The organism is Ruegeria sp. P10, assembly GCF_056534925.1.
Genome location: NZ_JBQERJ010000008.1, coordinates 160,249 through 183,604 on the forward strand (window position 1 = coordinate 160,249; position 23,356 = coordinate 183,604).

Annotated in this window: 23 protein-coding genes; 6 read left to right on the forward strand and 17 right to left on the reverse strand. The window is 58.1% G+C overall.

The window, feature by feature from the left end; translation table 11 throughout:
- Positions 1–40: 40 nt before the first annotated feature.
- From ACR0FB_RS14700 to ACR0FB_RS14715, 4 genes are all read left to right on the forward strand, one after another.
- Positions 41–760, forward strand: coding sequence for a helix-turn-helix transcriptional regulator (locus ACR0FB_RS14700; RefSeq protein WP_171634910.1), 720 nt, complete (start codon positions 41–43; stop codon positions 758–760).
- Between the two features lie 83 nt (positions 761–843).
- The gene (locus ACR0FB_RS14705) at positions 844–1,482 is read left to right on the forward strand and encodes an acyl-homoserine-lactone synthase (RefSeq protein ID WP_171171131.1); all 639 of its coding nucleotides are present in this window, start codon (positions 844–846) and stop codon (positions 1,480–1,482) included.
- Between the two features lie 60 nt (positions 1,483–1,542).
- Positions 1,543–3,075, forward strand: a complete 1,533-nt coding sequence (locus ACR0FB_RS14710) for an ATP-dependent DNA helicase (protein WP_480621335.1) — start codon at positions 1,543–1,545, stop codon at positions 3,073–3,075.
- The gene (locus ACR0FB_RS14715; protein ID WP_480621333.1) at positions 3,072–3,800 is read left to right on the forward strand and encodes an SDR family oxidoreductase; all 729 of its coding nucleotides are present in this window, start codon (positions 3,072–3,074) and stop codon (positions 3,798–3,800) included. The genes ACR0FB_RS14710 and ACR0FB_RS14715 overlap by 4 nt, the downstream gene beginning before the upstream one ends.
- A 3-nt stretch (positions 3,801–3,803) precedes the next feature.
- Here ACR0FB_RS14715 and ACR0FB_RS14720 read toward each other — a convergent pair whose 3' ends face one another.
- From ACR0FB_RS14720 to trpS, 14 genes are all read right to left on the reverse strand, one after another.
- Complete coding sequence (locus tag ACR0FB_RS14720) at positions 3,804–4,571, reverse strand: TIGR02186 family protein (protein WP_171634903.1); 768 nt, start codon at positions 4,569–4,571, stop codon at positions 3,804–3,806.
- 2 nt (positions 4,572–4,573) lie between these two features.
- Entirely contained in the window at positions 4,574–5,494 is a 921-nt protein-coding gene (locus tag ACR0FB_RS14725) for a sulfite exporter TauE/SafE family protein (RefSeq protein WP_171634900.1), read from the reverse strand.
- Between the two features lie 91 nt (positions 5,495–5,585).
- On the reverse strand, positions 5,586–6,509 hold the full coding sequence (locus ACR0FB_RS14730; RefSeq protein WP_480621331.1) for a sulfite exporter TauE/SafE family protein: 924 nt from the start codon (positions 6,507–6,509) through the stop codon (positions 5,586–5,588).
- Between the two features lie 90 nt (positions 6,510–6,599).
- Positions 6,600–7,568 (reverse strand): ABC transporter permease, encoded by a 969-nt coding sequence (locus tag ACR0FB_RS14735; RefSeq protein ID WP_171634895.1) that lies wholly within the window; start codon positions 7,566–7,568, stop codon positions 6,600–6,602.
- On the reverse strand, positions 7,568–8,662 hold the full coding sequence (locus ACR0FB_RS14740) for an ABC transporter permease (protein WP_171634892.1): 1,095 nt from the start codon (positions 8,660–8,662) through the stop codon (positions 7,568–7,570). Before ACR0FB_RS14740 ends, ACR0FB_RS14735 begins: the two co-directional genes overlap by 1 nt.
- Before the next feature lies 1 nt (position 8,663).
- The gene (locus ACR0FB_RS14745; protein ID WP_210093322.1) at positions 8,664–10,193 is read right to left on the reverse strand and encodes an ABC transporter ATP-binding protein; all 1,530 of its coding nucleotides are present in this window, start codon (positions 10,191–10,193) and stop codon (positions 8,664–8,666) included.
- A gap of 95 nt (positions 10,194–10,288) precedes the next feature.
- Positions 10,289–11,287, reverse strand: coding sequence for a BMP family lipoprotein (locus ACR0FB_RS14750; protein WP_171634886.1), 999 nt, complete (start codon positions 11,285–11,287; stop codon positions 10,289–10,291).
- 139 nt (positions 11,288–11,426) lie between these two features.
- On the reverse strand, positions 11,427–11,861 hold the full coding sequence (locus ACR0FB_RS14755) for a GNAT family N-acetyltransferase (RefSeq protein WP_480621329.1): 435 nt from the start codon (positions 11,859–11,861) through the stop codon (positions 11,427–11,429).
- Positions 11,858–12,448 (reverse strand): tRNA (adenosine(37)-N6)-threonylcarbamoyltransferase complex dimerization subunit type 1 TsaB, encoded by a 591-nt coding sequence (gene tsaB / locus ACR0FB_RS14760; RefSeq protein WP_480621327.1) that lies wholly within the window; start codon positions 12,446–12,448, stop codon positions 11,858–11,860. Before tsaB ends, ACR0FB_RS14755 begins: the two co-directional genes overlap by 4 nt.
- Positions 12,438–13,001, reverse strand: coding sequence for a NifU family protein (locus ACR0FB_RS14765; RefSeq protein ID WP_152456863.1), 564 nt, complete (start codon positions 12,999–13,001; stop codon positions 12,438–12,440). Before ACR0FB_RS14765 ends, tsaB begins: the two co-directional genes overlap by 11 nt.
- A 69-nt stretch (positions 13,002–13,070) precedes the next feature.
- Positions 13,071–13,664, reverse strand: coding sequence for a DsbA family protein (locus ACR0FB_RS14770; protein WP_480621325.1), 594 nt, complete (start codon positions 13,662–13,664; stop codon positions 13,071–13,073).
- A 9-nt stretch (positions 13,665–13,673) separates the two neighbouring features.
- Positions 13,674–14,129: a universal stress protein gene (locus tag ACR0FB_RS14775; protein WP_171634880.1), complete on the reverse strand. Its 456-nt coding sequence runs from the start codon at positions 14,127–14,129 to the stop codon at positions 13,674–13,676.
- Positions 14,130–14,206: 77 nt separating this feature from the next.
- Complete coding sequence (locus ACR0FB_RS14780) at positions 14,207–15,070, reverse strand: branched-chain amino acid aminotransferase (RefSeq protein ID WP_480621323.1); 864 nt, start codon at positions 15,068–15,070, stop codon at positions 14,207–14,209.
- A gap of 59 nt (positions 15,071–15,129) precedes the next feature.
- On the reverse strand, positions 15,130–16,158 hold the full coding sequence (gene trpS, locus ACR0FB_RS14785) for a tryptophan--tRNA ligase (protein WP_171641678.1): 1,029 nt from the start codon (positions 16,156–16,158) through the stop codon (positions 15,130–15,132).
- Positions 16,159–16,244: 86 nt separating this feature from the next.
- On the opposite strand from trpS, the gene ACR0FB_RS14790 reads away from it, so the two are divergent.
- Positions 16,245–16,931, forward strand: a complete 687-nt coding sequence (locus tag ACR0FB_RS14790; RefSeq protein WP_171171106.1) for a rhomboid family intramembrane serine protease — start codon at positions 16,245–16,247, stop codon at positions 16,929–16,931.
- Here the strand turns inward: ACR0FB_RS14790 and murJ are convergent, their stop codons facing one another.
- The 3 genes from murJ to ACR0FB_RS14805 are packed head-to-tail and all read right to left on the reverse strand — an operon-like array spanning position 16,932 to position 22,409.
- Positions 16,932–18,473: a murein biosynthesis integral membrane protein MurJ gene (gene murJ / locus ACR0FB_RS14795; protein ID WP_480621321.1), complete on the reverse strand. Its 1,542-nt coding sequence runs from the start codon at positions 18,471–18,473 to the stop codon at positions 16,932–16,934. It lies immediately after the preceding gene.
- Positions 18,470–21,289 carry a [protein-PII] uridylyltransferase gene (locus ACR0FB_RS14800; RefSeq protein WP_371732237.1) on the reverse strand — a complete coding sequence of 940 codons (2,820 nt, stop codon included), beginning with the start codon at positions 21,287–21,289 and terminating at the stop codon, positions 18,470–18,472. The genes murJ and ACR0FB_RS14800 overlap by 4 nt, the downstream gene beginning before the upstream one ends.
- Complete coding sequence (locus ACR0FB_RS14805) at positions 21,249–22,409, reverse strand: penicillin-binding protein activator (RefSeq protein WP_480621318.1); 1,161 nt, start codon at positions 22,407–22,409, stop codon at positions 21,249–21,251. The genes ACR0FB_RS14800 and ACR0FB_RS14805 overlap by 41 nt, the downstream gene beginning before the upstream one ends.
- A gap of 88 nt (positions 22,410–22,497) precedes the next feature.
- On the opposite strand from ACR0FB_RS14805, the gene rsmI reads away from it, so the two are divergent.
- Positions 22,498–23,355 (forward strand): 16S rRNA (cytidine(1402)-2'-O)-methyltransferase, encoded by an 858-nt coding sequence (rsmI, locus tag ACR0FB_RS14810; RefSeq protein ID WP_171724252.1) that lies wholly within the window; start codon positions 22,498–22,500, stop codon positions 23,353–23,355.
- Position 23,356 lies beyond the last annotated feature (1 nt).

Sequence of the window (23,356 nt, forward strand, 5' to 3'; positions counted from 1 at the left end):
GAGATTGCGTCCTTGAAGAACGAGGCACGAGCGCCCGCGAATGGCAACGAAGGTCGATTTGGGTCAAATCCTTCAGGATTTGGAAAACACCAACACGCTTGAAGAACTCAGCGCCGTAGCTGAGCGTTTGCGGGACGCGTTGAAGGTCGAGCACCTGACGTATCACTGGGTTGACGGTGCCGGAGATCAATACGGCTACACCACCTATTCAGACGCCTGGGATGAGCGCTACAGGGAAAAAAACTATCACCGTATCGACCCTGTGATCTTGGGGTGTTTCCAGCGGTTTCATCCGGTTGACTGGAAGTCGTTGGATTGGTCCGGCAAGGTGGCAAAGGCTTTCCTTCTGGATGCGCAAAACCATGGCGTTGGAAATCAGGGCTATTCCATCCCAATTCGGGGTCCAAATGGTCAGTTCGCCCTGTTCACAGTCAACCACAGTTGTGATGATCAAACCTGGAAGAACTTTATCTCGACTTACGGGCGAGATTTGATTCTTGTTGCGCATTACATAAATCGCAAGGCGCTGGAGTTTGAAAAAGACAGGCAGCCGGACTGCCCGCGCAGCTTGTCGCCAAGGGAAATCGACGCGATCACACTTTTGGCGTTGGGATACAGCCGCGCCCAAGTGGCCCATTCCCTGACGATTTCCGAGCATACGTTGCGCGTTTACATTGAAAGCGCGCGCTCAAAGCTGGGCGCACATAACACAACCCACGCAATCGCCACGGCACTCAGCCGGGGATTAATAGTGGTTTAAGAGGCGAACGGCCTCCACACGCAAAATTAACCACGACTCTGTACTCCCTTCGTTCCTGCACAGGACGACAAGGGGAACAAGTCATGCTGCGTTATCTATATGCCGATGAGTTACACAGATTTCCGACTCTGGCAGAGGGGATGTTCAAAGATCGTGCGGATCAGTTCAAGACCCGGTTGGGGTGGGATGTCCACGTCAACGAGAAGGGCGAAGAACGGGACGAATACGATGATCTCAATCCGCTTTATGTCATCTGGGAAGAGCCGGATGGCAGCCACGGAGGGTCGATGCGTGTATTGCCTACGACCGGTCGGGTGATGATCAATGAGGTTTTTGGTCATCTGAATGGCGGCAAGCCGATTTGCAGCCCCCTGATCTGGGAGGTCACCCGGTTCTGCCTGTCCCGAACAGCCAGCCCGCATACTGCCGGCGCCATCATGTTGAGCGGCGGTGAAATGATGGAAGGTTTCGGCCTGACGCATATTGCCGGTGTATTCGATGCCCGGATGATCAGAATCTATCGCCTGATCGGGTCATCGCCCGAGGTTCTGGGAACCCAGGGCAGCGGGCGCGATCAGATTTCAGTCGGATTGTGGCCCTATTCCGCGGATGACTGCAACCGTGTGGCAGAGCGTGCGGGCATCCCGCGCGACCTGTCTCGGATGTGGTTCAAGGCCGCATTCGGGCCGAAGAGACAGCACCGGTTCGCCCTGTCCGCTTAAGTGTCGGAAAACGCCAATCCACATCTGGTGATGGCTGGCGCAGCCCTGTAGGGTCGCGCCATGTCCTTGCCGAATGTAACGTTCTCAGATGATCAGGCCGCCGCGTATGACAGCATCGCCGAGATGCTGCGGGCAGCAGGTGTTGATCTGGAAGATGATGCCCTTCTGAAACTGCCGGGCGCAGGAAAATCCGGTGTGATGGCCGTGATCGGCAAAGCCGGCTCGGGCAAAACACTGCTGTTGGCCGAGCTGTACAAGGCACTGGCAGAGACGGGTGTTCAGATCGTGTCCGGCGATTATGAAAGCCGTAAATCGAAAGACAAGCGCAGCCTTGCCATCCTGGCCCCGACGAACAAGGCTGCAAGCGTTCTGCGATTGCGCGGCGTGCCTGCGACCACGATTCACCGAATATTGTACACGCCGGTTTATGATCCGGAATACGAGCGTATTGCGGAATGGCTGGCCGGCAATGACGAACGCCCCGATATCGAAGGTTTGACGGATGAAGCCTTGGATCGCGCGGCTGCTTTCTATCAAAACAACAAATCGATCCCCGGGGCCCTGGCCGCCGCCGGTTTGCGAGGGTCGGATTTCATCACAGGGTGGAAGCGCCGTGACGAACCACTGGATATCGGGTTTGTCGATGAAGCGTCGATGCTGGATGACCGTCAGTTCGATGATCTCAAAGAGATTTTCCCGACCCTTCTGTTGTTCGGCGACCCGGCTCAGCTGGCACCGGTAAATCAGTCCGGCAGCATGGTGTTCGAGGCTTTGCCCGAGCCCAGGAAGCTGACACTTCAGCGCGTGCACCGCCAGGATGCAGACAACCCAATTCTGGATCTTGCGCATGCGCTGGCTGACCCGGAAATGGGCTTCGAGGATTTCGAGCGACTGATCGAAGAAACAGCCCGTCGGGATGACCGGGTTGTCTGGGGCCAGCGGGTTGAGGTCGATCTGATGGCCCGAAGCCCGGTTCTCGTCTGGCGCAACGCCACGCGCATTCGTTTGATACAGGCCTTCAGGCAAGTTCACGGCGCACCGGATACAGAATTGCTGGCAGGTGAACCGCTCATTTGTGATGGGATCGAATTGCCCCTGAAACATCGCAAGAAACGGCTGGACCTTGAGGCGCGTGGGCTGATCAAAGGAGCTCAGGTGGTATATCTGGGGCCGGGACGAAAGCCGGGGTTCTCGCGTCTTCACGTGATGGGGGCCGAAGACCCTCAGGTCAGTGCCGCCTCGATCGTTCAGATCGAAAAACCGGACGAGGAAGAGCCTTTTATTCCCTACGCTGCCCGCATGGGGGCGACCTTTTTGCACGGAGCGGCCGTGACGATCCACAAGGCGCAGGGGTCACAATGGGATACGGTTCAGGTGTTCGCTCCGGACCTCTATGCCGCCGCTCGTATGGGCCGGACGGAGGCCGGACAGCCATTGTGGAAGCGTCTGGCATATGTCGCGATCACGCGCGCGCAAGAGCGGTTGATCTGGGTGGTGCGAAATCGCCTGTCAAAGCCCACGCACCCCCTGCGTGTGGATGACTTGAGGGCGATTCCGGCGGCGTCGCTGACATTGGAGGCGGAAGAGACATGAAATCCATCATCGTAACGGGTGCCAGTTCAGGTATCGGCCGGGCAACGGCCCTGCTGTTCTTGTCCCAAGGGTGGACGGTCGGGCTGTTGGCGCGCAGCAAAGACAAACTGGATGCTCTGGCAAAAGAGCATCAGGCAGCCATCGTCCTGCCTGCGGATGTGACCGACCCGAATGCGGTTGGACGGGCTTTTCGGTCTTTTACAGACCGTACCGGGCGGCTGGATGTTCTGTTCAACAACGCCGGGATCTTTGCGCCGGGCGGCACGATCGACGAGATCGCTCTGGACGATTGGTACCAAAGCGTCAACGTGAACCTGAACGGCATGTTCCTCTCCGCGCGTGAAGCTTTCAAAATCATGCGTCACCAAAATCCACAGGGCGGTCGGATCTTAAACAACGGCTCGATAGCGGCACATGTTCCGCGCCCGAATTCGGTACACTATTCGGCCACAAAGCACGCCATTACAGGGCTGACGCGCAGCCTTTCGCTGGATGGGCGTCGCTTTGGAATTGCCTGCGGGCAGATCGATATCGGAAATGCGCGCACGCAGCTGGTTCAGGGCCTTGTGGACGCGGCGCAATCCGCGGGTGAGACACCAGACCCGACGATGGCCGTGGAAGACGCCGCGCGTTCGGTTCTGCATATGGCAAGCCTGCCGCCCGAGGCCAACGTGCAGTTCATGACCGTCATGGCCACGACCATGCCCTATATCGGCCGAGGATGACGGTTACTTTTCTCGCAACAGCCGGAAGGCTGTCGAGGCGCCCCAGCCTGCCGCGATCGCTATAACCAGCGACATCAGACCGTACCAGACGGGTTGCTGGCGGGACATATTGTACAAAAAACGCTCTAGGCCAACTTTCCGGACATCAATGATCGTTTCATATTGCGAGACGACCTCTCCGCCACGGGTCAGGAAAATCCGGGCGGTATAATCGCCTTCGGTCAGGTCGGCGGGCATATCGATCGAGGTGCGGAACAGGGTCTGTTCATCCACTGCCACGGTATTTTCGCGGATCGAATACAGGTGTTCGTGTTCTCGAATTCTTATTACGGCGTCTGCAAAATCCTGTGCGCCCCGGATATGCATCGCGGCACCGACCGAGCGGATCGCGCGTTCGATCGAAATCCGGTAGCGCAGGTCTTCGGTGTCGGACAGGATGTCGTCAAAGGGTCCGCTGGTTGCGACGGCGTAAAAGCTGGGTGCAAGATCGACAAGAACACTGTCTGTGTTCACCCAGATCCCAAGCTTGCGTTCCTTGCGTCGCACGGTGACAGGCTCGGACGGACCAGCAACCGCGACGATGACTTCGACCGGAGGGCCTGAAGGGATTGGGGTTTCCCGCTTGATTGCCCCAAATATCAGAAGTTCCGATCCGTCGAATGTCGCGGTGATGGCAACCCGGTCCTGGCTGAGACCAAGGACAACCTGCTCTTCCGCCGCCAAAGCGGGCATGCAGAACAAGCACAGGGCGGCAATAAACGAACGCAACATCCTCAGTGCCCTCCACCGCTGCCAAGCGAGTAGAGCTCGGCAGGTTCAATAAGCAGATCAAGTGCCAGCTTGCCACATACGGCCAGTACCAGAGCGGCAAGCAGCACGCGCAATTGTTCCGCCGGCATGCGGGCTCCGATCACGGTTCCGATCTGGGCGCCAATGACGCCGCCCACCAGCAACAAGACCGCCAGAACAACATCAACCGTATAGTTGGTGGTGGCGTGCAGCATCGTGGTGAAGGCTGTCACAAAGATGATCTGGAACAGCGACGTGCCGACAACGACCTTGGTCGGCATACCCAGCAAATAGATCATGGCAGGAACCATGATGAAGCCGCCGCCAACGCCCATGATCGCGGACAAAACCCCAACGCACAGACCGACCAAAGCTGGCGGGATGACCGAGATATACAGGCCCGAGGTGCGGAAACGCATTTTGAAGGGCATGGCATGGACCCAGCCCCGCTGCCGACGCTTGGCAGGGGCCGCGCCGCCTTTCTTGGCTTTACGCAGGGCCCTCAGGCTTTCGACAAACATCAGGCTGCCGATGACGCCAAGAAAAACAACGTAACAGAGTGTCACCAGCAGATCGACCTGACCCAGGCTTTTGAGATAGTTGAAGACAACCACGCCCAGAGCGGCCCCAACAAGCCCGCCAACCAGCAATACCGTTCCCATCTTGAGGTCCACGGTCTTTCGTCGGAAATGTGCCAGAACTCCGGAAAAGGATGATGCGACGATCTGATTGGCTTCGGTAGCAACAGCCACCGCCGGCGGAATACCGATGAAGAACAGCAGCGGGGTCATCAAAAAGCCGCCACCGACACCGAACATGCCGGACAGGATGCCGACCATACCGCCCAACCCCAACAAGAGGAAAGCGTTTACTGAGACTTCGGCGATGGGCAGGTAAATGTGCATGGTACCGTTACTTTGCGTATGGCCGTGGCTTGCCTGTTATGGGTTGAGATTTCAAGGGTGGTAATTGTCGTGTGCCGTGGGTCAAACAACATCAAACTCCCCCGGGTTTCGCCAAAGAAAAGATCTCTTCTGGCGGTAGAAAAAGGTCAAACCCGATTTTACCGGCGACGCCCATGACAAGAAGCGCCAAAAGGATACGCAATTGTTCGGCTTTCAGACGTGAACCAATCTGCGTTCCCAATTGCGCACCCAAAACACCGCCCAGCAACAGGAACAGGGCGAGGACAACATCGACACTGTAGTTGGTCGACGCATGTATCATCGTTGTGAACCCGGCAACGAAAATGATCTGGAACAGGGATGTCCCGATAACCACCTTTGTCGGGATGCCAAGGACATAGATCATTGCGGGAACCATGATGAACCCACCGCCGACTCCCATGATCGCCGACAGAACACCAACGCCGAAACCGACCAGCGCCGGAGGTATGACAGAGATGTAAAGTCCAGACGCCGGGAACCGCTTCTTGAACGGCAGGGCGTGAACCCAGGTTCGCTGACGTCGCTTGGGGGCAGGACCATTGCCTGACTGGCTGGCCTTTCGGATGGCCGCAAGGCTTTCGATAAACATCAGGGTTCCGATGGCGCCCAAAAACACGACATAGCAAAGCTGTACCGCCAGATCGACCTGCCCGAGATGCTTCAGGAAATTGAAAACCACCATTCCAAGGGCCGCACCAAACAGCCCTCCGGCCAGCAGAACGCTTCCCATTTTCAGGTCCACGGTCTTGCGTCTGAGATGGGCCAGCAAGCCCGAAATAGACGAGGCAACAACCTGATTTGCTGATGTGGCCACAGCAATCGCCGGGGGTATGCCGATAATGAACAGCAACGGGGTGATCAAAAACCCGCCTCCAACCCCGAACATGCCGGACAGAATGCCGACAGCCCCACCGATCCCCAAAAGCAGGAATGGGCTGACAGAAACTTCTGCTATGGGAAGGTATACGTGCATACCCTCTTAGAACGGTTGCGGCATGCAAAATCAACTCTGCATGCCGCTCCGCAGCGAACAGGACTGAAACTCAATTCGGAACTGGCCTTATCAGCGCTCTTTGACGTAGGGTTCTCCGCCCGCCCGAGGTGGGATGGCTTTGCCGACGAACCCGGCAAGAATCACCACCGTCAGGATATAGGGCAGGGCGTCCATCACCTGCACGGGAATCACGACGCCACCCAGGTCGATATTTTGGAACCGCAGCGCGATTGCTTGCAGCAGACCGAACAGCAAGCAGGCCCACATGGCATGCCACGGGCGCCACTTGGCAAAGATCAGAGCGGCCAAGGCGATAAAGCCACGACCAGCGGTCATTTCCTTGACAAATCCTGCCTGCAAGGCCGTAGCCAGATAGGCGCCTGCAATACCGCACAGCACACCACAGATGGCGACAGCGGCGAACCGCAGGCCAACAACCGAGACACCGGCGGTGTCCACTGCGGCAGGGTTCTCACCCACCGCCCGCAGGCGCAGACCGAACCGGGTGCGATACAGAATCCACCACGTGGCCGGAACCATCAGGAACGCGACATAAACCAGGATCGAGTGGCCCGAGAGCAATTCGGAATAGATGGGACCAATAATCGGCACACCGCTGAGGGACTCGGCGAATGGGAAGTTGATCGGTTCGAACCGGCCCCCGCCAAACAGGGAGGGTGTCCGCCCACCTTGCTGAAACCAACTTTGCGCGACCAGGACAGTCAGGCCCGAGGCCAGAAAGTTGATGGCCACGCCCGATATCAATTGGTTGCCCCGAAATGTGATCGACGCCAGCCCGTGTAGGCCCGACAGCAACAATGAGGATGCGATACCGGCCAGCAGGCCCAGCCACACGGACCCTGTGACAGCTGCGATTGCAGCCGAAAAGAACGCTGACATCAACATTTTGCCTTCGAGACCGATGTCGAAAATCCCGGCCCGTTCCGAAAACAGACCGGCCAGACAGGCAAGCAGCAGTGGCGTGGACAGGCGAATGGTCGAATCCAGAACCTGAATGAGGGTTACGAAAAATTCCATCACTCAGCCCTCTTCCGCATACCCAGGAACAGCTTTTCAAGCGGCATGCGCACCATGTTGTCCAATGCGCCGGTGAACAGGATGACCAATGCCTGAATGACCACGATCAGTTCCCGCGGAATCGAAGCCCACAGCGCCAGCTCGGCGCCGCCCTGATACAGAAATCCGAACAAGAGCGCGGCCAGAAACACGCCGAACGGATGTGAACGCCCCATCAGAGCCACGGCGATGCCAATGAAGCCCGCGCCCTCGGTCGAGTTCATAACAAGTCGCTCGGCTTCGCCCATGACGTTATTGATGGCCATCAGCCCCGCCAGTCCGCCGGAAATCAGCATCGCGACAATCGTGATGCGCACAGGTGAAATACCGGCATAGACAGCGCCAGTCTCGGAATGGCCGTAAGCCCGGATTTCATAACCCAGACGCGTGCGCCAGATCAGTGCCCAGACAACGACGCAGGCAAGCAATGCGATGAAAAAGGTGATGTTCGCCGGGGCGCCGCGGAAAACAACGTTCTCTGCGGTCGAGAACATTTCCTGGAAAGAGGGCAGATGCACGCTTTCAGAGAACCGCGCGGTGGCCGGGTCCTGCGACCCTTGGGGGCGCATGACATTGACCAGCATGTAATTCAGGAAAGCAGCGGCGATGAAGTTGAACATGATCGTGGTGATCACGATATGGCTGCCGCGCTTTGCCTGAAGATAGGCCGGAATGGCTGCCCAGAGAGCGCCGAACAGCATCGATGCCGCACAGGCGGCAAGCAAGGCAATGCTCCAATGCGGCCAGTCGACATAAAGACAGACCATGGCCACGCCCAGCCCGCCCAGCATCGCCTGACCTTCGCCCCCGATGTTGAACATACGGGCATGGAAGGCGACGGCCACCGCAAGACCGGTAAACATGAAGTTTGTCGCGTAATATAGCGTATAGCCCCAACCATAGGTCGATCCCAGCGCACCAGTGACCATCAGTTTGACGGCTTCGACAGGGTTTTCGCCAATGGCGAGGATGACCAGCGCCGAAAGGATTGCGGCCAGTATCAGACTGATCAGCGGGATCAGAACGACATCGGCCCATTTAGGCATTTTTTCCATGTTACGCGGCCTCTCCCGCAACACCGGCCATCAGAAGGCCCAGTTCTTTTTCATCTGTCTCATGGGGCAGGCGTTCTCCCATGATATGTCCGTCAAACATCACCGCGATCCGGTCCGAGAGCGAGAAGATTTCTTCCAGTTCGACCGATACCAGCAGGATTGCCTTGCCCTGATCACGCAGCGCGACAATCTGTTTGTGAATGAACTCGATGGCGCCGATGTCCACGCCCCGCGTGGGTTGCCCGACCAGCAACAGGTCGGGGTTGCGTTCAATCTCGCGGGCGACAACGATTTTCTGCTGGTTGCCGCCCGAGAAACTCTTGGCTGCCAACCAGGGATTGGGCGGGCGGACGTCGAATTTCTCGATCTTGGCTTCGGTATCGGCGCGCAATGCAGCGTTGTCCATGAATATACCGCGTTTATAGGCCGGGTCGCGGTGATACCCGAAGGCCACGTTTTCCCAGGCGTGGAAGTCCATGATCAGGCCTTCGCGCTGCCGGTCTTCGGGCACGTGGGCAATGTGTTGCGCGCGGCGGGCCTGACCATCTGATCCGGCCCCACTCAGTGCCAGCGGTTCGCCGTTCAGCTTGATCGTGCCCTGTCCGGGGCGCATTCCACCAAGAACTTCCAGCAGTTCGGATTGACCATTGCCCGCCACGCCGGCGATGCCGACGATCTCACCTGCGCGCACGGTCAGGTCGATGTTTTTGACCCGTTCAACGCCCGCCGAATCAAAAACGCTGAGATTTTCGATCTCGAGAATGGGTTTGCCGGGCGTCGCGGGCACTTTGTCGACTTGCAGCAGAACCTTGCGGCCGACCATCAGTTCGGCCAACTCCTCGGGGCTGGTCTCGGATGTTTTGACCGTGGCCGTCATTTGCCCGCGCCGCATAACCGACACCGTGTCGGTGTTTTCCATAATCTCGCGCAGTTTGTGCGTGATCACGATGACTGTTTTGCCCTCGGACCGCAGTCGGTCGAGAATGCGGAACAGCTGATCGGCTTCGGCTGGGGTCAACACGCCGGTCGGTTCGTCCAGAATCAGAATTTCGGCCTTGCGGTACAGTGCCTTCAGGATCTCGACCCGCTGCTGCATCCCCACGCCAATCTCGTCGATGCGCTTGTCGGGATCGACGAACAGTTCGTATTCTGCCTCGAGCTCTTTCAGCTCTTTGCGGGCTTTTGCCAGTGATGGCGCCAGCAACCCGCCATCCTCGGCGCCCAGAACGATGTTTTCCAGAACTGTGAAATTTTCCACCAGCTTGAAATGCTGGAACACCATCCCGATGCCCGAGGCGATGGCCGCCTGGCTGTCCGGGATGTCGGTCTTTGTCCCATTGATCCAGATCTCACCTTTGTCGGCTTTGTAAAAGCCGAAGAGAATGCTCATCAACGTGGATTTGCCCGCGCCGTTTTCACCGATGATCCCATGGATCGTACCGGGTGCAACGCTGATCGAGATGTCTTTGTTGGCCTGAACTGGCCCAAAGGCCTTGGATATCCCTTTGAGCTCAATGGCTGGGACGGTCATGTCTTGCCCTCAACTGCCGAAAAACCCATCCAGCTGTCCGCTCGGATGGCGAAGTGGGTGGCGAGGCGGAAGGCACTCTCCCGCCCCGCGCGTAATCAGAACTGCAGTGCCGGGCAGCTGTCGTTCTCGTAATAGCTTACAACATTGATGTCGCCGTTGATGATCGCCTTGCGGGCTTCGTCGACGGCGTCGCTCATGCGAACCGAAACAAGCTCTTTGTTGTTTTCATCCATGGCAACGCCAACCCCATCTTCGGCCAGACCCATGGTGAAAACGCCGGTTTCGACGTTTTCGCCTGCTTTCATCGCTTCATAAACAGCGACGTCCACACGCTTCAGCATCGAAGTCAGCACTTTGCCTGGGTGCAGGTGATTCTGGTTGCTGTCCACACCAATCGACAGGATGTCTTCGTCAGCTGCAGTTTGCAGAACGCCTACGCCGGTTCCGCCGGCAGCAGCGTAAATCACATCAGCGCCCTGGCTGATCTGTGCTTTTGTAAGCTCCGAACCTTTTACCGGATCGTTCCAGGCAGCAGGCGTTGTTCCTGTCATGTTGGCAACGACATTGATGTCTGGGTTCACGGCCTTCGCGCCTTGGGCATAGCCGCATCCGAAATGGCGAATCAACGGGATGTCCATGCCTCCGATGAAACCAACGGTGCCGGATTTCGACGCCATGGCGGCCATCATGCCGACGAGGTAGGACCCTTCGTGCTCGGCAAAGCCAATCTGGCGGATGTTTGGAGCGTCCAGCCAAGTCACGTCAACAGCGACGAATTTGGTGTCGGGGTAGTCACTTGCAACAGCGGCCAGGGCGTCAGCGATTCCGAACCCCATGGTGATGATCGGATTTGCACCGGATTCCGCAAAACGGCGCAGGGCCTGTTCGCGCTGCGGTTCTGCCTGAATTTCGATTTCCAGATACTTGCCGCCGGTTTCATTCGCCCAGCGCTGCGCGCCGTTATAGGCGGCCTCGTTGAAGGACTTGTCGAACTTGCCGCCCAGGTCAAAGATCACCGCCGGCTCGGCCAGAACCGCTCCGGCTGACATTGCGACCGCAGCGGCAGCACCCATCAAGGATTTCATCAGGGTCATTTCAGTCTCCCAATATTATTTTGTTGGCACAGGGTCAGATTAGCCCCGTTCACCCACTTTTAGCGAGCATAACTGTTGTGATGGCGGGTATTAAGGGGGTTTGCAACCACCATGGTCAAATGAATTCTGACCAAATGGTCTAAAAAACGGGCGATTGCCGTTGGGGCAGGCGGCATTCCATTACAAGTGCATCAATTTTTTGGCCCGTTTTGCGTGCATAGTACGCCTTGCGCAGCCCGCACTGCCGATATCCGCATCGATTGTACAGGGCGATGGCCGCAATGTTGTCGGCCGCGACATCCAGAAAGGCACGCGTTGCCAGCAAATCGATCGCCTGATCATGCCATTCCTGCATGAGTCGAAGTGCCAGGCCCTGCCTTTGAAACGAAGGGTGGGTCGCAATTGTCAGCAACTCGGCTTCGCCCGCAATCACCTGAAACAGTGCAAAGCACCGGGAATCTCCGACGGCATAAGTAAAGCGGTTTTTAAGAAGGGCGGCGAATTCGTCTTCTGTCCAGCCGCGCGATTGCGAAAACGCTGCGGCATGGGTCGATGCCATCTCGTGCGGTGTCATTCGTTCAGCAGGACAGGGGGTGTATCGCGGGACGGAGCCGCATCGGCGGGCCTTACGTACAAAGGTGCAGGCGGCAAGCTGGTGCGATCCCAGTGCCGTGCGGCCAGCCGGGCGATGGCTTGTGCCAGCAAGGCAGGGTCAGAGCAGGAATACAACGGCCCGCCAAGTTCCGCTTCGGCCCGAGGCAAGAGACACGGATCGGCACCGGGCATTTTCACATAAACCTGGTCGCGCGGGGCAGGGATCGCCGGTATCTGCCCGTCTTCCGCCAGCTCACGCAAGGCATCGAAGCCGGAAACTCCGACCGCAGGGATTTTAAGCCCAAGTGCAAGACCGCGCGCGGCCGAGACCGAAATACGGATGCCGGTGAAGTTACCGGGCCCTATCCCAACGCCGATCGCGTCCAAACTGGCCCAATCACATCCGGTTTCCGCCAGCAGGTCTTCCAACAGCGGAAACAATCGTTCGGCCTGTCCGCGCGACATCGCTTCGGCACGGGACGTCACGATTTCGCCGTCGCGCAACAAAGCGGCCGCGCAATGCGCGGCCGATGTGTCAAACGCCAGAATCGTCGGGTTAGACGGCAACAGGGCGAACCTCGGTCACTTCCGGAATGTAATGGCGCAGAAGGTTTTCGATACCCATCTTCAGGGTCAATGTCGAAGACGGGCAACCCGCGCAGGCCCCCTGCATGTGCAGATAGACCACGCCGCGATCAAACCCGTGGAACGTGATATCACCCCCATCCTGAGCCACGGCAGGACGCACACGGCTGTCCAGCAAATCCTTGATCTGGTTGACGATATCAGCGTCCTCACCAGAGTGCTCGGCATGGCCCGAGGCCCCGGCGGAATCTGCGCCCATAACAGGCTGGCCGGATTGATAATGCTCCATCACCGCGCCAAGAATGGCCGGTTTGATGTGGTCCCACTGTACGTCGTCCGATTTGGTAACGGTGACAAAATCGTTGCCAAAAAACACGCCAGTCACACCGTTGACCGCAAATATGCGTTTGGCCAGAGGCGATTTTTCGCCCGCTTCCGCAGTTGGGAAATCCGCTGTTCCCGCTTCCAGCACCGTTTGGCCGGGCAGGAATTTCAACGTGGCCGGATTGGGGGTGGATTCGGTCTGGATGAACATGAGGGCGCTCCGTCTGATGTGCTTCTGATATGCGCGCAGGCGCACGGGAAGTCAAGATTTGGAACGATTCTAAATTGTGGAAGAGTATTCTAATGCGTCATCCAGACGGTCATCGCCCCAGAACAACTCTTCCCCGGCCAGAAAACTTGGTGCACCAAACAGACCAAGCGCCTTGGCGCGGGCAGATTGTTCAAACAGGGCCTGTTTTATGTCCGTGTCCCCTGCGCGGTTCATCACGCTGCTGTGCACCCCTGCTTCGTCGAGGCAGGAGGCCAGAACGCTGTCCTCGGAGATATTCTGCCCGGCGCCGAATTCGGCGCTGAAGACGGCCCGAACAAACGCCGCCCGTTCCCGATGATCCTCGATGGCCAGAACCAGACGCGCTGCCCTGAGCGAATTCTGCGGAAAAGGATCGGGCTTTGCAAAAGGAAGCCCGCGCGCCTTGCACAGACGTTCCATATCGCGCCACATGTACCGGCCTTTGGCCGGATACAGGTTGAAAGGTGAGGTGCGCCATCCCTGTTCCGCGAAAATCGGACCCAACAGGAACGAGTGCCATTCAATGGCGACGCCTTTGTCTTGCGCGGCCGCTTCGATCCGCATCGCGCTGAGGTAGGAATAGGTCGAGGCGAATTCGAACCAGAACTGTATCGTCTTCGCCATCGCCGCTCCTCAGGTTATTTCTTCCAGTTTCTCTTTGCTCAGATTACCTGGAACGATCGTGATCGGAATCGGCAGGCTACCCGAGTTCTTTGTCAGTTGAGTCACCAACGGACCGGGACCTTTCTTGTCGGTCCCCGCCCCAAGAACAAGAACACCAATCTCGGGATCGGACTGAACATGTTCGATGATCTCTGGCACGGGATCGCCTTCGCGAATGGCCAGTTCAGGTTCCACGTTCTGTTTGTCCCGCATCCATTTGGCAAACACTTCGAAATGCGCGTGGATACGTTCGCGGGCTTCTTCACGCATGGTTTCGGCCACACCGATCCAGTGATTGAACTCGTCAGGCGGGATGACGGAAAGGACCGTCACACCACCTCCGGTATGGGCAGCCCGCATTGCGGCAAACCGCATCGCGTTCAGGCATTCGCGGCTGTCATCCAGAACGACTAGGAACTTACGCATGGGTATCCTCTTTAGGTTTCCGGGATCATGCCCGACCGATCGCGCGCTGGCAACTCGGGCAAGCCTGGGGCATTGCGCTAGCGTTCGCTTGCAGCCCAATCCCAATAGAGCGCGCGGGCAAGGCGAGCAATAGGACCCACCTGAAATTGCGTATCCTCCAGCGCAGTTACCGGTGTGACCTTGCTCATGTTTCCGGACATGAAGACCTCGTCGGCCTCGTGGAAATCCTCGAAGCTCAGAACCGTTTCGTGGACCTTCACACCATCCGCGCGCAGGTTTTTGATATGCCGGGCCCGGGTAATGCCGGCCAGGAAAGTTCCGTTCGGGATCGGTGTAAAGACTTCGCCATCCTTCACCATAAAGATGTTGGCCGTCGCCGTTTCCGCTACATGCCCCATCGCATCGGCCACCAAAGCGTTGGAAAAGCCTTTCGAGCGTGCCTCTTGCAGCATTCGGGCGTTGTTGGGGTAAAGGCACCCCGCTTTGGCATTTACGACCGCGCTTTCCAGAACCGGGCGGCGGAAGCGCGTGGTCGACAGAGTGGCCGACGAGGTTTCCGGGGCCATTGGGATTTCTTCCAGGCAGATGGCAAAACCGGTGCTGTTTTCCTGCGGGACTATTGCCGTGCTGTCACCGTCGATTCCCCAGTACATCGGACGAATGTAAACGGCTGTGTCCGGGCTGTAGGCCTGCAACCCTTCGCGTACCAACTCGACCATCTGTTCGGTCGTCATGGTCGGCGTCAGCATCAAGGCTTCGGCTGACCGGTTCACCCGTGCGCAATGGGCCTCCAGATCCGGGGCCACCCCGTCAAAATACCGCGCGCCATCAAAGACCGAAGATCCCAGCCAGGCGCCATGATCCGCCGCGCGCATGATGGGTGCGTCCCCCTCATGCCATTGGCCTTGAAAATAGGTCCGGATGTTCGTGCCGGTTGCCATGACGCCCTCCTTTGATTCAGGCAAACCCTAGGAGGGCGTCAGGCGAAGGTCCAGTGCAATCAGCGTGATGCGGCGCCGACCATGCCAACGATTTCGTAGGTCTTTTGCAGGATCGGAGCAGCGATTTCACGTGCGCGCTCGGCACCGCGGGCGAGAATCCGGTCAATCTCGGCCTGATCCCCCATCAGACGTGACATTTCGGTCGAGATCGGAGCCAGTTTCGCCACTGCCAGATCGGCCAGCATCGGTTTGAACTCACCGAACTGCTTGCCGCCTACTTCGGACAGAACCTGTTCGATGGTTTGATCGTTCAGGGCCGCGTAAATATTGACCAGGTTACGCGCCTCGGGGCGGTCCTCGAGCCCTTCGGCTTCTGACGGCAGAGCATCGGGGTCGGTCTTGGCTTTGCGGATTTTCTTGGCAATCGCTTCTGCGTCATCCGTCAGGTTGATCCGGCTCATGTCAGAAGGGTCGGATTTCGACATCTTCTTGGATCCGTCCCTCAGGCTCATGACACGTGTGGCCGCACCTTCGATCACTGGCTCGGTGACGGGGAAGAAATCGACGCCGAAATCGTTGTTGAACTTGATGGCGATGTCGCGGGTCAGCTCAAGATGCTGTTTCTGGTCTTCGCCGACCGGTACGTGGGTTGCGTGGTAGATTAGAATGTCCGCAGCCATCAGAGCAGGATAGGCAAACAAGCCAAGCGAAGCGTTCTGCTGGTTCTTGCCGGCCTTGTCCTTCCATTGGGTCATGCGCTGCATCCAACCCATACGAGCAACACAGTTAAATATCCAAGCCAGTTGCGCGTGTTCCGGCACTTGGCTTTGATTAAACAAAATCGATTTTTCGGGGTTTAGTCCAGAAGCGATGTAACCGGCACAAAGCTCCCGCGTTGCATGCTGTAACTCGATTGGATCTTGCCAGACCGTGATTGCATGAAGATCGACCATGCAATAGATGGTTTCAAATTCCTCGCTTTGCATTCTCACCCAGTTCCGAAGCGCACCGAGATAATTGCCGAGGTGCAGGTTACCCGAAGGCTGTGCGCCGGAAAACACGCGGGGCGTGAACTGGGTCTCGGTCATCAAAGGGAACTCCTGTCTGGAAAAATCAGCCTCCGTCGCTTACCCATGAGGCAAAGGGACGTCAACAGCCGCGAAAGGCCATCCCAATGAGCAGTGAGCATTACACACCCGCCGTTAACCCGTTGCCGCCCGTTGTGGTGGCGCTGGTTCTGTTCATCATCGGCGTCGAACTGGCCTTCACGCTGGGATCGCGCGGTTTGATCGGAGGACCGGCGGCCGTGGGTTGGCGTCTGGACGCGATACAGCACTATGCCTTCTCGGCGGATATTTTCGATTGGATGGTGCTGAACGGGCGTTGGCCGTTCGAACATCTGGTCCGGTTCGTGACCTATCCCTTTGTATCCGCCAACTTTACGCAGGCGATTTTTGTCTGTGTCTTCGTTCTGGCGATGGGAAAAATGGTTGGTGAGGTTTTCGGTGGTGTCCCCATGCTGCTGATCTTCGTCGTCTCGGGGATTGGCGGCGCGTTGAGTTATGCCGTTTTGCTGGACCCGCGCTATCCCCTGATCGGAGGGTTTCCACCTGTTTATGGCCTGATCGGAGCATTCACGTGGTTGTTGTGGCGCAAACTGTCGCTTGTGGGGGCAAATCAGGCGAGGGCGTTTCAGCTGATCGCCGTTCTGATGGGCATTCAGTTCCTGTTTGGTCTGATCTTCGGCGGAAACGCGGAATGGGTCGCCGATCTGGGCGGGTTTGCCACCGGCTTTGGCATGTCATTTCTGGTGGCGCCGGGGGCCTGGGCCCGGATCGTCGGGCGCATCCGACGCGATTGATCAGGCCCGGCGCAAGGCGCGTTTGAACTCTGACAATTTGAACGCTCCCAGGACATGACCAAGACAGAAATACGAGACGGCGGCGACCACGATCAGGACCAAAAGCGCAAGATAGCGCCAGCCGGGAATGTCCAGCGTCCAACCCAAGAAGTGGATCAACGCAAACAAGACCGCGCCCATGCCGACCGAGGCCAGAACGATCCGTCCCGCACGTGCCCTGAAACGGTCATCGAAACGCGCTTCTTCGCCCATGCGACGTGCCCCGATCGCCAGAAGAACAACCATGGCCCAGCCGGCAGTTGACGCGGCAATCGCAGGGGCGATCCAACCCACCAGCGGAAATAGGCCAAACGCCAAGGCCGCGTTCACGACCATTGCGACCACCGCATAACGGAACGGGGAACGCGTATCCTCGCGCGCGAAGAAAAGGGGTTGCAGCAATTTTTGCAGCATGAATGCAGGCAGACCGATGCCATAAATCGCGACCGCCAGCGCTGTCGCAGCGGTATCCTCGGGACTGAACTGTCCCCGTTCGAACAGCACCGAAACCAGCGGGTTCGGGATGATCAGGAACGCCACGGTCGACGGCAGCGTCAACAGCAGCATAAATTCCCCGGCGCGGGAAAACGCGTTGCGGGCTCCTTCCTTGTCGTCGACGCGCAGGCGGCGGGACAGGTCTGGCAGCAGGACAATGCCAATGGCGATTCCGACGACGCCCAAAGGCAGTTGGTACAGGCGATCCGCGGCAAACAGCCAACTCACGGCCTTTTCAGTCTTTGATGCCACCAGTTGTCCGACCACCAGATTGACCTGCGTAACCCCCATGGCCAAGGCGGCGGGAACCGCGATGCGGACCATCCGGCGCATCTCGGGCGTCAGGTGGGGCAGGCCGGGTCGGATGCGGATACCGGCACGCTCGGTCGCCACCCAGACCAGCACCAGTTGTGCGACGCCGGCGACCGGAATGACCGAGATCAGCCATCGTATCACCTCACCGCCAGAGATGGCCCCGGCGATCAGCGCGGTGCAGGCAAAGATGTTCAGCAAAACAGGTGCCGCTGCGGCCGCTGCGAACCTGCCGGTGGCGTTTAATACCCCCGAAAACAACGCCGCCAAGGACATGAAAAGGATATACGGGAACACGACATAGCCATAGTCCACGGCCAGATCGAAACGTTCATCCCCATGGAACCCTTCGGCCGTCAGCCACACCAGACCCGGCATGAAAACCATGGCCAGCCCGACCAGCGCCAGAACGGCCACGGCCAACAGATTGAACGCATCCTGCGCGAACCCCTGGGGGTTCTCGTCTGCCTCCAGCCGTTTCGAGAACATGGGCACAAAAGCCGCGTTAAACGCGCCTTCGGCGAAAAAGCGGCGGAACATGTTCGGCAGGCGAAAGGCCGCGACGAAAGCATCCATCACCGGCCCGGGGCCGATGAAGGCGGTCAGCAGAATTTCCCGCAGAAACCCCAGTATTCGACTGGCCAGCGTCCAGAAGCCGACCGTAAACAGGCCTGAAAACAAACGGATTTGCTTCATGAGGCCGCACGCTCGGCGCCTTCGGTGATCGCCTTGCGCAGCTTGGCCTCAAGCCCACGTTGCTTGTTTTCCGAATGATATTTTAAGCCGAACATATCCTTGACGTAAAACGTATCGACCACCTGTTCGCCATAGGTCGCGATCACGGCATTAGCGATGTAAACATTCGCTGCGGCGAGGGTCCGGGTCAGATCAAACAGCAGACCCGGACGGTCGCGGGTGTCCACTTCGATGATCGTGTATATTTCAGAGCCGTCATTGTCGAAGGTGATATGCGTTGGAACGTTGAAGGCACGCTCGCGTTTCTTGATCTTGTCGCGTGATTTCAACGCCTCCTTCGCAACCACTTCGCCGCGCAGCGTCTTGTGGATCATCTGCGTAAGACGTGGCAGGCGTGAGGCTTCAAACGGGTGCCCTTCGGCGTCCTGAATCCAGAATGCATCGGTGACATAGCCGTCTTTGGTCGTATAGCTGCGCGCATCCACGACATTCGCGCCGACCAGGGCCAGCGCGCCGGCAATGCGGGCAAAGATACCGGGGTGGTCGCCCATTGCAAAACAGGCTCGGGTTGCGTCGCGATCCTCGTCCGGTTGCAGGCGGATCTCCATCGCGCCGGGGTCGCCGCTTTGTTCCAGCGCACGCAGCATGTTCGCAAACTCGACATGTGTGGCCAGATTGAGACCCTGCCAATACGGGTCATAGTGGCGCCCCGTCTCGGATTTGAGATCGGCCTTGGACCAGGCCGCCAGTTCGGTGCGCAGGGCCTTTTTTGCCTCGGCGCCGCGATTGGCGCGGTTGAGGTCCTCCATCCCGGTCTCCAGCGCGCGCTTAGTTTCGGCGTGAAGGGCACGCAAAAGCGTGGCTTTCCAGTTGTTCCAGGTGTTCGGCCCCACGCCGCGAATGTCGCAGACGGTCAGAACGGTCAACAGATCCAGCCGTTTGACGGTTTGAACTGCCTTGGCGAAATCGCGCACTGTGCGGGGGTCTGAAATGTCACGTTTCTGTGCCATGTCGGACATGAGCAGGTGATAACGCACCAGCCATTCGACCGTTTCCGAATCTGCTTTGTTCAGGCCCAGTCTTGGTGCCACCTTGCGCGCGATCTGTGCTCCAAGAATCGAGTGATCCTCGGGTCGCCCCTTCGCGATATCATGCAGCAACAGGGCGACATACAGCACCTTGCGGTTGACCCCACCTTTCAGAATCGAAGAGGCAAGAGGCAGCGATTCAATCAACTCTCCGCGTTCGATCTGGGCCAGGTTCACGATGCACTGGATGGTATGCTCGTCCACCGTATAGCTGTGGTACATGTTAAACTGCATCATTGCCACGATGGGCTCGAACTCGGGCAGGAAGGCTGACAGCACACCCAGTTCGTTCATCCGCCGCAAGGCTCGCTCTGGGTTGCCGTGTTTCAGCATCAGGTCCAGAAAGATGCGCCGCGCCTCTTTGTCATTGCGCATTTCGTCGTCGATCAGATGCAGATTTGCCGCCACCAGACGCATGGCATCCGGATGGATCAGCATTCCTGTTCGCAAGCCTTCTTCGAACAGGCGCAGAAGGTTTACCTTGTCGGACAGAAATTTGTCAGGGTCCGCTACGTCCAGACGACCGTGAACAACCCGGTATCCCGCTTTGATCCGCCGGCGTCTGCGGAAAATGCGCTCCAGCAATGGTGCGCCTTTCACGTGCAGCGCCTCAAGCTTCGTCAGAAAAATCCGCGTCAACTCGCCGACACGCGTGGCCTCGCGGAAATAGCGTTGCATGAACACCTCGACCGCCCGGCGACCGGCGTGATCTTCATAGCCCATGCGCGCTGCAACCTCGACCTGCATGTCAAAGGTCAGTTGCTCGGTGGCGCGACCCGTCACCAGATGCAGATGCGAACGAACGGCCCAAAGAAATTCTTCGGCCTGAACGAAGGTCTTGAACTCTTCCGGGGTGAACAGACCCAAAGGCACAAGTTCGGCCACGTCCTGAACGCCATAGATGTACTTTGCGATCCAGTAGAGGGATTGGAGGTCGCGCAACCCCCCTTTGCCCTCTTTCACGTTGGGCTCGACCTTGTAGCGTTCTCCCTGTTTCAGGTGCCGCTCATCTCGTTCGTTCAGTTTGGCTTCGATGAACTCCCGCTCGGTTCCTTTGAACAGCTCGGTTTTCAGGCGCCGTTCAAGCTCGTCGGCCAGCGCCTTGTCACCCGCCAGATAACGTTGTTCAAGCATTGCTGTGCGGATCGTGAAATCCTCGGTGCCCAGCCGAAGGCAGTCTTTGATCGTGCGCGAGGAATGCCCGACCTTAAGCCTGAGATCCCAAAGGATATAAAGCATCGATTCGATGACGCTTTCGGCCCAGGCCGTGATTTTATAGGGGGTCAGAAACAGCAGATCGACATCCGAAGAGGGCGCCATTTCACCGCGCCCGTATCCGCCAACGGCCAGTACGGCGATCTTTTCACCTTGTGTTGGCGTCGCAAGCGGATGCAGGCGCGTGCTGGAGACCAGCATCGCGGTTCCGACCAGCTGGTCCGTCAGGTAGGTATAGGAGCGGGTCAGCGCGCGCGCGTCGAACGGACGCTCGCTGAAGGCATCGGCAATGGCTTTGCGACCCGCTTTCTGAGCGTCGCGCAGAATGCGCACTGTTTCAGAGCGCATTTTGCTGTTGTCAGAGCTGGTCTCGAACACCTCGGCCAGCGCATCATTGACGCTGACGCTGTCAAAGATGTTTTCGGCAGGGCAAATTAGCGCGCCATCCGGCGCCATGGTCTCGCCCGATCGCTCAGAAACCGGCACCAGAGAAGCTTTGCGGGGCAGGGTCAATCACAACCACCTGTTTATTCTGAATCGTCGCTACGGCAAGGCCGCGTTCATTGGTGCCGTTCGGGCGGAGACGGAAGATACCGCCAACACCTTGGAAACCGGCATTTTGCGTCAGGGCAGCACCGGTCAGCGCATCGGATTTGCCCTGGCTGACCAAAGCACCAATCGCCGCTATTCCGTCATAGGCCAGACCGCTGATCGGATGAGGCGCTTCTCCATATGTCGCGTTATAGCGTTGACGATAGGCTTGGGCCTTTGACGGGTCGGGCAGGGCGAACCATCCCCCTTGCACGCCCGGCAGCTCCAGCGTTTGCGGGGGGATATCCCAACGGGTCAGACCGATGAATTGTGTCGTCGCCGGAGAAACGCCGGCCTCAGGCAGCAATTGCGAGAAAAGTGGCAAGGCACCCGCTGTCGTTGCCGTCATGAAAATCGAGTCCGCCCCTGTCGAATCGACGGTGGCCTTGATGGTGGGAACCGAGTTGATAACACCCTGTTGCGACCGGTCGTATCCGACCGTTCCCGCATTGTTGACCCGGCTGTTTGCCAGTGCATTGGCGATGGCAGCTTGCCCCACTCGCCCCGCGGCATCATTGCTGTGCACGATAACCGTGTTCGTTTTGCCTTGCCTGCCCGCATAATTCACCAGCCGGTTGGCGGTGTTTTCAAAGGTCGGTCCAAGTACAAATACATTGCCACCCGCAATGCTGGTGTTGTTCGAGAACGACAGGACATTCACGTTATTGTTCAGTACGGCCAGCCCGGCAGCGTTTGCCGCCTGAGCGTAAACAGGGCCGACAATGATCTTGGCGCCTTCGGCAACGGCCTGCTGGGCCACCGCTGTCGCCGTGGTCGGATTTCCTGCCGTATCGTAAACACGCAGGTCGATTTTGACGTTAGGCAGATCGGACATTGCCATACGGGCCGCATTCTCAAGGCTCTGCGCCAGCGCGGCGTCGCCCGAGCGGGGAACCAGCAAAGCAACCGAAACAGGATTCGACGTGTCAATCGAAGGGCCACCCCCAACGCCGCCGGGCTCACAAGCAGCCAGAAACGCTGCGGTCGTCAGGGCAATGGCGGCTTTCGCCAGCTTGCTTACGGGCTTGCAAACGGTAAACATCTAAATGAAAACTCCCTGATCCGGCGGCTGTGAATGCTTCTGTTCTGTTGAGCCGCGATAATAAACGTCACGCTGTGAGGGTCCAGCTTTGAATTTCCAAAAGATCAGATTGGCTGCGGGCCTGTATTTTGTTGCCACTCCGATCGGAACCGCGCGCGATATTACTCTCAGGGCGCTGGATGTTCTGGCCTCGGCCGATGTGATAGCGGCGGAGGACACCCGGAGCCTGCGGCGGTTGATGGAAATCCATGGCATCCCGCTGGAGGGTCGGCATATCCAGGCCTACCATGATCACAGCGGCGCCGGGGCGCGTGGCAGACTTATGGATGCCCTGGCGCAGGGGCAATCTGTCGCCTATGCATCCGAGGCGGGTATGCCACTGATCGCTGATCCGGGATATGATTTGGGCAAGCAGGCGGCCGAAGCCGGGCATATGGTGACCTGTGCGCCCGGGGCATCCGCCGCAATAACAGCGCTGACCCTGGCGGGCCTGCCAACGGATTCATTCTTCTTCGCAGGTTTCTTGCCTAATGCATCGGGCGCACGCCGGACCCGGATTGAGGCTTTGAAAAACATACCAGGCACCTTGGTGTTCTATGAATCCCCCAAACGCGTCTCGGCCAGCCTTGCAGATCTTGCGGATTGCCTGGGGGCAGACCGTCAGGCGGCCTTGTGCCGTGAACTGACGAAAAAGTTCGAAGAAATCCGCCGTGGAAGACTGGCCGATCTGGCGGCAGAAATTCAGGAAAAACCGGTCAAGGGTGAGATCGTTCTGCTGGTGGACCGTAGTCATTCGCAAAGTGTTAACGAATCCGACGTAGAAGAGGCTTTGAAGCGAGCTTTGGAAACCCACTCGGTTCGGGACGCAGCGGATCTTGTGTCAGAAATGTATGATCTGCCGCGCCGTCCGATTTACCAGAAAGCTCTGAAACTGGGAAAGGGATGAC